The organism is Pseudescherichia sp. (assembly GCF_031979925.1).
Classification (GTDB): domain Bacteria; phylum Pseudomonadota; class Gammaproteobacteria; order Enterobacterales; family Enterobacteriaceae; genus Pseudescherichia.
Genome location: NZ_DALZFB010000026.1, coordinates 1 through 8,022, shown reverse-complemented (window position 1 = coordinate 8,022; position 8,022 = coordinate 1). Strand labels below are relative to the sequence as shown.

The following is an 8,022-nucleotide window of genomic DNA, read 5'->3' as shown; positions in this document are numbered from 1 at the left end:
CGTAGGGTACAGAGGTAAGATGTTCTATCTTTCAGACCTTTTACTTCACGTAATCGGATTTGGCTGAATATTTTAGCCGCCCCAGTCAGTAATGACTGGGGCGTTTTTTATTGGGTTACGCTTCGGCGTCTGCTTCCGTTACCGGCGTCAAATCGCTAAACCAGCTATCCAGCTTCGCCCGCAGTTTGTCCACGCCCAGCTTCTTCAGCGATGAGAACGCTTCAACCTGTACGTCACCGTTAAAGGCCAGTACCGCTTCACGCACCATATTCAGCTGCGCCTTCCGCGCGCCGCTCGCCAGCTTATCGGCTTTGGTCAGTAACACCAGCACCTGAATATTGCTCTCAACGGCCCACTGGATCATCTGCTGATCGAGATCCTTGAGCGGGTGGCGAATGTCCATCAGGATCACCACGCCCTGCAGGCACTGGCGCTTCTCGAGATACTCACCCAAGGCGCGCTGCCATTTGATCTTCATCTCTTCCGGGACTTCGGCGTAGCCGTAGCCGGGCAGGTCGACAAGACGCTTGCCTTCAGTGACCTCAAACAGGTTGATAAGCTGGGTACGGCCCGGTGTCTTGGAAGTACGCGCCAGGCTCTTTTGATGCGTCAGGGTATTCAGGGCGCTCGATTTACCCGCGTTGGAACGGCCGGCAAAGGCCACTTCTATTCCGGTATCGGCAGGTAAGTGGCGAATATCAGGCGCGCTGGTAACAAAGTGCGTCTGTTGATAATTCAAGTTAGTCAAAGCGGTCGTCTCCATAAGTAAAGCTTTGGGGGATTATACCTGAACGCAGGAAAAAGGCGGCTTTTCTCGCCAAGCACTTTTGCCACTTCCCCTGGCTATAGATCATGTAAGATATTGGCTACTCTACGCCTGCGATATTTCAGAGTAATTGCAGGTTTTGAAAAGGGTGAATTTGTTTTAAATCATATACTTGATTGATTAGAATTTTCTGAATTTAGCCTTTTATGCCTTTTTGCGTCTTGTCACTTTTTTTGAACAAGGTAAAGTATTGCGTAAAGGCGAGGAGCGCCGGGGAACGTGACTTAAGGAAAAGGGGTCAGGAGCGCCAGGAGGCGAAGACGCTGGATAGCCAGGATGGCAAACGTCAGGAGACGTGATACACAGGGAAATGGACCGCAACAGGGAACGTTCATGCTAAGGGATAAACAGGGTCGGTTGTAAGCAAACACGGAATAGTTAACCCGCTGAGGGTGGGTGGTCAAGAAAAAAGGCGACAGTTTACTCTGTCGCCTTTTTTCTTTGCTTGCTTTCTGCTAGATTCCGCCGCAATTCTATACTGAATAAAACGGCTTAAAGACCAACTATGATGAATAAACCCGCATCGGCTCCGCGTGGCAAAGGCCCCGCAAAATCGCGCCGTAAAACACGCGAAGAAATTAACCAGGAAGCACGCGATCGTAAGCGTGAGAAAAAACATCGCGGTAATGCGGCAGGTAGCCGTGCGACCGGCAGCGATGGCGCATCCGGCTCCCGTGGTCAGAAGCAGCAGAAAGATCCCCGTATCGGCAGTAAAACCCCCGTACCGTTGGGCGTAACCGCTACTCCGGTCACCCGTCAGCACAAACCCAAGAGCGAGAAACCTATGCTTTCACCGCAGGCTGAACTGGATTTGCTGGAAACTGATGAGCGCCTGGACGCGCTGCTGGAACGTCTGGAGAATGGCGACACGCTGAGCGCCGACGATCAGGCGTGGGTAGACGCAAAACTGGACCGCATTGACGCGCTGATGCAGCAGCTCGGCCTCTCCTATGACGACGATGAAGACGAGGAAGAGGAAGAGGAGAAAGAGGATATGATGCGCCTGCTCAAAGGCGGCAACTGATCCCCGGAAAAGCGGCTTTACAGCATGGGCTTGCCCGTCCTGCTTATAACCCTTCCGGTTATGTGTTATCTGGCGTGGTTATTCGTTAAACTACGACGGTTGTCGCAGCGACAGAAGTGGCTGCGCAACCGGCTTGCACTCCGTCAGGGGGTCAGGCCTGGCCGTCGTCGTCGCCAGCGACGCTATCCGAAGGAGTGAGCATGTCTTCGCAGTTAATCGACTGGGATCTGGCCCTGATCCAGAAATATAACTATTCTGGGCCGCGTTATACCTCTTACCCGACTGCCCTTGAGTTCGCCGAGACCTTTGGCGAAGCGGATTTTCAGCAGGCCGTTGCTCGCTACCCTGAGCGTGCGCTGTCGCTCTACGTGCATATCCCATTTTGTCACCGGCTATGCTACTTCTGCGGCTGCAATAAGATCGTCACCCGCCAGCAGCATAAGGCAGACCAGTATCTCGATGCGCTTGAGCAGGAGATTATCCACCGCGCGCCGCTGTTTGCCGGCCGTCAGGTCAGCCAGCTGCACTGGGGCGGCGGGACGCCAACCTATCTCAACAAAGCGCAAATTAGCCGCCTGATGGGGCTGCTGCGCCACCATTTCAATTTTAATGCCGATGCTGAGATCTCTATCGAGGTTGATCCGCGTGAGATCGAGCTGAACGTACTCGACCACCTGCGCGCCGAGGGCTTTAATCGCCTGAGCATGGGCGTACAGGACTTCAACAAAGAGGTGCAGCGGCTGGTCAACCGCGAGCAGGATGAAGAGTTTATTTTTGCGCTATTACGTCATGCGCGGGAGATTGGCTTCACCTCCACCAATATCGATCTGATCTACGGCTTGCCGAAGCAGACGCCGGAGAGCTTCGCTTTCACCCTGAAACGCGTTGGGGAGCTGAACCCGGACCGGCTGAGCGTATTCAACTACGCGCACCTGCCGACGCTCTTTGCCGCGCAGCGGAAGATTAAAGATGCCGATCTGCCTTCGGCGCAGCAGAAGCTGGATATTTTGCAGCAGACGATCACCTCGCTTACCGAGGAGGGCTATCAGTTTATCGGGATGGATCACTTTGCACGCCCGGATGACGAACTGGCCGTGGCTCAGCGCGAAGGCGTCCTGCACCGCAACTTCCAGGGCTATACCACCCAGGGCGATAGCGATCTGCTGGGGATGGGCGTCTCGGCCATCAGCATGATTGGCGACTGCTACGCGCAGAACCAGAAAGAGCTAAAGCACTACTATCAGCAGGTGGATGACACCGGTAACGCACTGTGGCGGGGCATTGCCCTCACCAGGGATGACTGCATCCGTCGGGACGTCATCAAATCGCTGATCTGTAACTTCCGGCTGGCATTTAGCGCGGTGGAAAAAGAGTGGGATCTCGATTTTGCCGACTACTTTGCAGAAGACTTAAACCTGCTCGCGCCGTTAGCAAAAGACGGGCTGGTGGCGGTGGATGCACATGGCATTCAGGTGACGGCGAAAGGCCGACTGCTGATCCGCAATATCTGCATGTGCTTTGATGCCTATCTGCGTCAAAAGGCGCGACTGCAGCAGTTCTCGCGCGTGATTTAACAGCTCGGGATCGGTAGGCCCGGTAAGCATCGCGCCACCGGGCGTTTTATTCGCTACTCCATCCCTAACTCTTTCAGCTTGCGCGTCAGGGTATTGCGTCCCCAGCCGAGCAGCCTTGCCGCTTCCTGCTTATGTCCCTGGGTATGACGCAGGGCGGTAGTGAGCAGAGTGCGCTCCATCTCCGGCTGCGCCTCAGAGAGCAGGTTTTGATGACCGGAACGCAGAGCGCGGTCCGCCCACTGCGCCAGCAGCGTGGCCCAGTTATCCGGCAGCGTCTGGGTTGGGCTGTCGGGCATCGTCGTCTCAAACAGCTCGCTGGGGAGATCCTGGATCAGCACTTCCTGACCCGCAGCCATCACCGTCAGCCAGCGGCAGGTGTTCTCCAGCTGGCGGACGTTGCCCGGCCAGGCAACGCGGGTTAGCGCCGCCTCGGTCTCCGGATGCAGCTGCTTGGCTTCGACGCCCAGTTCACGGGCGGCTACCTGCAAAAAGTGGCGCGCCAGGCGAGGGATATCTTCCCGGCGCTCGCGCAACGGCGGGAGATGCACGCGGATCACGTTCAGGCGGTGGAAGAGGTCCTCACGGAATTTCCCCTCCTGCACCCGCAGCTCAAGGTTCTGGTGGGTGGCGGCAATGATTCGCACGTCCACCTTCACCGGGGCATAGCCACCGACGCGGTAAAACTGCCCATCCGCCAGCACGCGCAGCAGGCGCGTCTGCACGTCCAGCGGCATATCGCCAATCTCGTCCAGGAACAGCGTGCCGCCGTCGGCCTGTTCAAAACGCCCCTGCCGAACGGTATTCGCGCCGGTAAATGCCCCTTTCTCATGGCCAAACAGCTCGGACTCAATGAGATCTTTCGGGATGGCGGCCATGTTGAGCGCGATAAAGGGCGCTTTGACGCGCGGACTATGGCGATGCAGGGCATGGGCCACCAGCTCTTTACCGGTTCCTGACTCGCCGTTGATCAGCACGCTAATCGAGGAGCGGGAGAGACGGCCAATGATGCGAAACACATCCTGCATGGCGGGCGCTTCGCCGATGATATCCGCGGTCGGGCCGAAAACCTGCACGTTGCGCGGCTGCTGCTGCTCCTGATAGTGGCTGATGGCTCGCTCAACCAGCGCCACCGCTTCGTCGATGTCGAACGGTTTTGGCAGGTAGTCAAAGGCCCCCTGCTGGTAGGCGCTGACCGCCGCATCGAGATCGGAGTGGGCGGTCATAATGATGACCGGGAGCATGGGGTGGCGCTGTTTGATCTGCTTCAGCAGCGCCAGCCCGTCCATACCCGGCATGCGGATGTCCGACAGCAGCACATCCGGGGTTTTCGTAGTCAGCGCGTCGAGCACCTCATTACCACTTTCAAACGTTGTACAACTCAAGCCAGCCCCGGTAAGGGCGCGTTCAAGCACCCAGCGGATGGAGCTATCATCATCAACAATCCATGCTATCCCTCGTTGCATCATCGTCACCTTCATTTTTTAATTGGCAGGTAAACCGAAAACTCGGTATGACCCGGCCAACTGGTAAATTCAATTTTGCCGGAGTGTTGATCGATCAGGCTGCGGGCGATCGACAGCCCAAGTCCGGTTCCGCCTTCGCGTCCGCTCACCATCGGATAAAAGAGCGTATCCTGCAGGTGCGACGGGATGCCCGGCCCGTTATCCTCAACGTCAATACGCGCCGCCAGTCGATAGCGCGTGCCGTGTAGCGTCAGCTGGAAGGCTGTGCGGGTGCGCAGCGTAATGGTGCCGCCCTCTGAGCCCAGCGCCTGCAGGGCGTTACGCACGATATTCAGCAGCACCTGCTCAACCTGGTCAGGATCGTGCGGTAGCTCCGGCAGGCTGGGATCATAGTCACGCACCAGGGTGACATTCTCCGGTAGCTCCATCGAGACCAGCTTCACCACGCGCTCGGCGACTTTGTGAATGCTCTCGGTCACGTGCATGCCCGGATGCTGCGGTCCCAGCAGGCGATCAACCAGGTTACGCAGCCGGTCCGCCTGCTCGATAATGACTTTGGTGTACTCGGTTAGCGCCGGATCGGGCAGCGCTTTGCTCAGCAGCTGCGCTGCGCCGCGCAGACCGCCTAGCGGGTTTTTAATCTCATGGGCGAGGCCCCGCACCAGATCGCGTGCGGCGACCTGCTGGGCCTGCTGCAGCTGCTCCTGACTCAGGCGTCGCTGGTTATCCATCGGTGCCATCTCCAGCAGGATCAGCCCCTCCGGCAGCCTCTGTGCCGTCACGGAGAGAATGTGCGAGCGGGCATCGATCACTAGCGTCACTTCGTTATCGGTAAACCCTTGTCCGGCCTCCAGGCTCTCCTGCATCAGGGCGATATTGAGGGAGAAGTAGCTCAGCAACTCCGGCAGGGGGGTACCAAACAGCTTGCGTGAACTTTGTGCCAGCAGCTGTTGAGCGGCGGGGTTCGCATAGTGAATCGCCAGCTCGTCATCAACCAGCAGGATGCTGTTGATTAGAGAGTTGAGGATCTGCCCAGCATCGGGCAGCGTGCCAGTTGCCATTAAGCAGTCTCCTGAAATGAGTTGCACTGTTTTAGTGCATTATAGCTTTTTATGGTTAAAAAGCGCGTAATATCAGGTTGTTGGCGGAGAAAAAAGCCCATCAGGGATGGGCTAAAGTTTCCACGGCAACTAAAATACTCTGCCTCTTTTTTGCCGCAGCTGTGTTGGCTGCCTTCGTTCACCCCAGTCACATAGTTATCTATGCTCCTGGGGATTCGCTCAGTTGCCGCCTTGCTGCAACAAAAAATCCGCTGAGTCTTACAACAATTAAACGCTGTAGTACAGTTCGAACTCAACCGGGTGCGGCGTCATGCGAACACGGTCGTTCTCTTCAACACGCAGAGCGATATAGGCATCGATCGCGTCGTTAGTGAACACGCCGCCTGCGGTCAGGAACTCGCGGTCTGCATCAAGCGCCTGCAGGGCCTCTTCCAGGGAGCCAGCAACCTGCGGAACTTCTTTCGCCTCTTCCGGCGGCAGGTCGTACAGGTTTTTGTCCATGGCTTCGCCCGGGTGGATCTTGTTCTTGATACCGTCAAGGCCAGCCATCAGCAGTGCTGCGAAGCACAGGTACGGGTTAGCAGCCGGGTCCGGGAAGCGCACTTCGATACGACGCGCTTTCGGCGAGGTCACTACCGGAATACGGATAGAGGCAGAGCGGTTACGGGCAGAGTAGGCCAGCATAACCGGTGCTTCGTAACCCGGGACCAGACGCTTGTAGGAGTTAGTGGTCGGGTTCGCCAGGGCGTTGATTGCTTTCGCGTGTTTGATTACGCCACCAATGTAGTACAGGGCTTCTTCAGACAGGCCAGCATATTTGTCGCCAGAGAACAGGTTGGTGCCGTTCTTGGACAGGGACATGTGGCAGTGCATACCGGAGCCGTTATCGCCAAACATCGGTTTCGGCATAAAGGTTGCGGTTTTGCCGAAGCGGTGCGCTACGTTGTGTACGACATATTTGTAGATCTGAATTTCGTCCGCTTTTTTGGTCATGGTGTTGAAGCGGGTAGCCACTTCGTTCTGACCTGCGGTTGCCACTTCGTGGTGGTGCGCTTCAACCACCAGCCCCATCTCTTCCATTACCAGACACATGGTAGAGCGGATGTCCTGAGAGGAGTCAACCGGCGGAACCGGGAAGTAACCGCCTTTCACTGCAGGACGGTGACCTTTGTTACCACCTTCGTATTTGGTGGAGGTGTTCCATGCGCCTTCGATATCGTCGATAGCCACGTGGGAACCAGAGATGTTGGCACCAAAGCGAACGTCGTCGAACAGGAAAAACTCTGGCTCTGGCCCAAACAGAACGGTGTCTGCGATGCCGGTGGAGCGCAGGTACTCTTCAGCGCGTTTAGCGATGGAGCGCGGGTCGCGATCGTAGCCCTGCAGCGTGCCTGGCTCAAGGATATCGCAACGGATAATCAGGGTAGACTCTTCGAAGAACGGGTCAATAACAGCGGTAGAGGCGTCCGGCATCAGAACCATGTCGGATTCGTTGATGCCTTTCCAGCCACCAATCGAAGAACCATCAAACATTTTGCCTTCTTCAAAGAAGTCAGCGTTAACCTGATGAGCTGGGATAGTGACATGCTGCTCTTTACCTTTGGTATCAGTGAAGCGCAGATCGATAAACTTCACTTCATGTTCGTTCAGCATCGTCAAAACGTGTTCAGCGGACATACTTAACTCTCCCGGAATTTTTGGTCGTCGTGGTAACGAGGTTCTACACTTTATAAGTGGCACAATCGCCTTGCATAAGATAAAGCGAAATCTGTGCCAACTTTTAAAACACCCCCAAAAGGCGCTATCATGCACGTCATAGTGCAAAAGGGCTGCACCATAATGGATATCTTGCATCAATATAGTGCATCTGCGCGATCCAGGTGCACTATATTGGTGCAATTTACATTAAGGCGGCTCTCTACCGCTCCGTGAAACCGATCACAAAGCCTTACTTTCTGTATTGTTTGTAAAGGTTCTTTGTGATCCTGTTCTGTACTGCGATTAATACGTGTACAATAACGCGCTATTTCTAATGCCTGAGGCAAAGTTGTGATCGAAAATTTGCGTAACATCG

6 protein-coding genes are annotated in these 8,022 nt (G+C 55.8%); 2 read left to right on the top strand and 4 right to left on the bottom strand.

Annotated elements, in window-relative coordinates; genetic code table 11:
* Positions 1-115: 115 nt before the first annotated feature.
* Positions 116-748, bottom strand: a complete 633-nt coding sequence (yihA, locus tag RTM13_RS20070) for a ribosome biogenesis GTP-binding protein YihA/YsxC (RefSeq protein ID WP_312214512.1) — start codon at positions 746-748, stop codon at positions 116-118.
* A gap of 586 nt (positions 749-1,334) precedes the next feature.
* Between yihA and yihI the strand changes: the two genes are divergently transcribed.
* On the top strand, positions 1,335-1,850 hold the full coding sequence (gene yihI, locus RTM13_RS20065) for a Der GTPase-activating protein YihI (protein WP_312214514.1): 516 nt from the start codon (positions 1,335-1,337) through the stop codon (positions 1,848-1,850).
* Positions 1,851-2,050: 200 nt separating this feature from the next.
* Positions 2,051-3,424 (top strand): oxygen-independent coproporphyrinogen III oxidase, encoded by a 1,374-nt coding sequence (hemN, locus tag RTM13_RS20060; RefSeq protein WP_312214510.1) that lies wholly within the window; start codon positions 2,051-2,053, stop codon positions 3,422-3,424.
* Between the two features lie 53 nt (positions 3,425-3,477).
* On the opposite strand, the gene glnG is transcribed toward hemN, so the two are convergent.
* From glnG to glnA, 3 genes are all read right to left on the bottom strand, one after another.
* Positions 3,478-4,887, bottom strand: coding sequence for a nitrogen regulation protein NR(I) (gene glnG / locus RTM13_RS20055; protein WP_312214508.1), 1,410 nt, complete (start codon positions 4,885-4,887; stop codon positions 3,478-3,480).
* 11 nt (positions 4,888-4,898) lie between these two features.
* Positions 4,899-5,948, bottom strand: a complete 1,050-nt coding sequence (gene glnL / locus RTM13_RS20050) for a nitrogen regulation protein NR(II) (protein ID WP_312214507.1) — start codon at positions 5,946-5,948, stop codon at positions 4,899-4,901.
* Positions 5,949-6,215: 267 nt separating this feature from the next.
* Positions 6,216-7,625, bottom strand: a complete 1,410-nt coding sequence (gene glnA / locus RTM13_RS20045) for a glutamate--ammonia ligase (RefSeq protein ID WP_312214505.1) — start codon at positions 7,623-7,625, stop codon at positions 6,216-6,218.
* Between the last annotated feature and the right edge of the window lie 397 nt (positions 7,626-8,022).

Coding starts and splice junctions, on each gene's coding strand:
- yihI (WP_312214514.1), top strand. CDS start 1,335: ATGAATAAACCCGCATCGGCTCCGCGTGGCAAAGGCCCCGCAAAATCG.
- hemN (WP_312214510.1), top strand. CDS start 2,051: ATGTCTTCGCAGTTAATCGACTGGGATCTGGCCCTGATCCAGAAATAT.
- glnG (WP_312214508.1), bottom strand. CDS start 4,887: ATGCAACGAGGGATAGCATGGATTGTTGATGATGATAGCTCCATCCGC.
- glnL (WP_312214507.1), bottom strand. CDS start 5,948: ATGGCAACTGGCACGCTGCCCGATGCTGGGCAGATCCTCAACTCTCTA.
- glnA (WP_312214505.1), bottom strand. CDS start 7,625: ATGTCCGCTGAACACGTTTTGACGATGCTGAACGAACATGAAGTGAAG.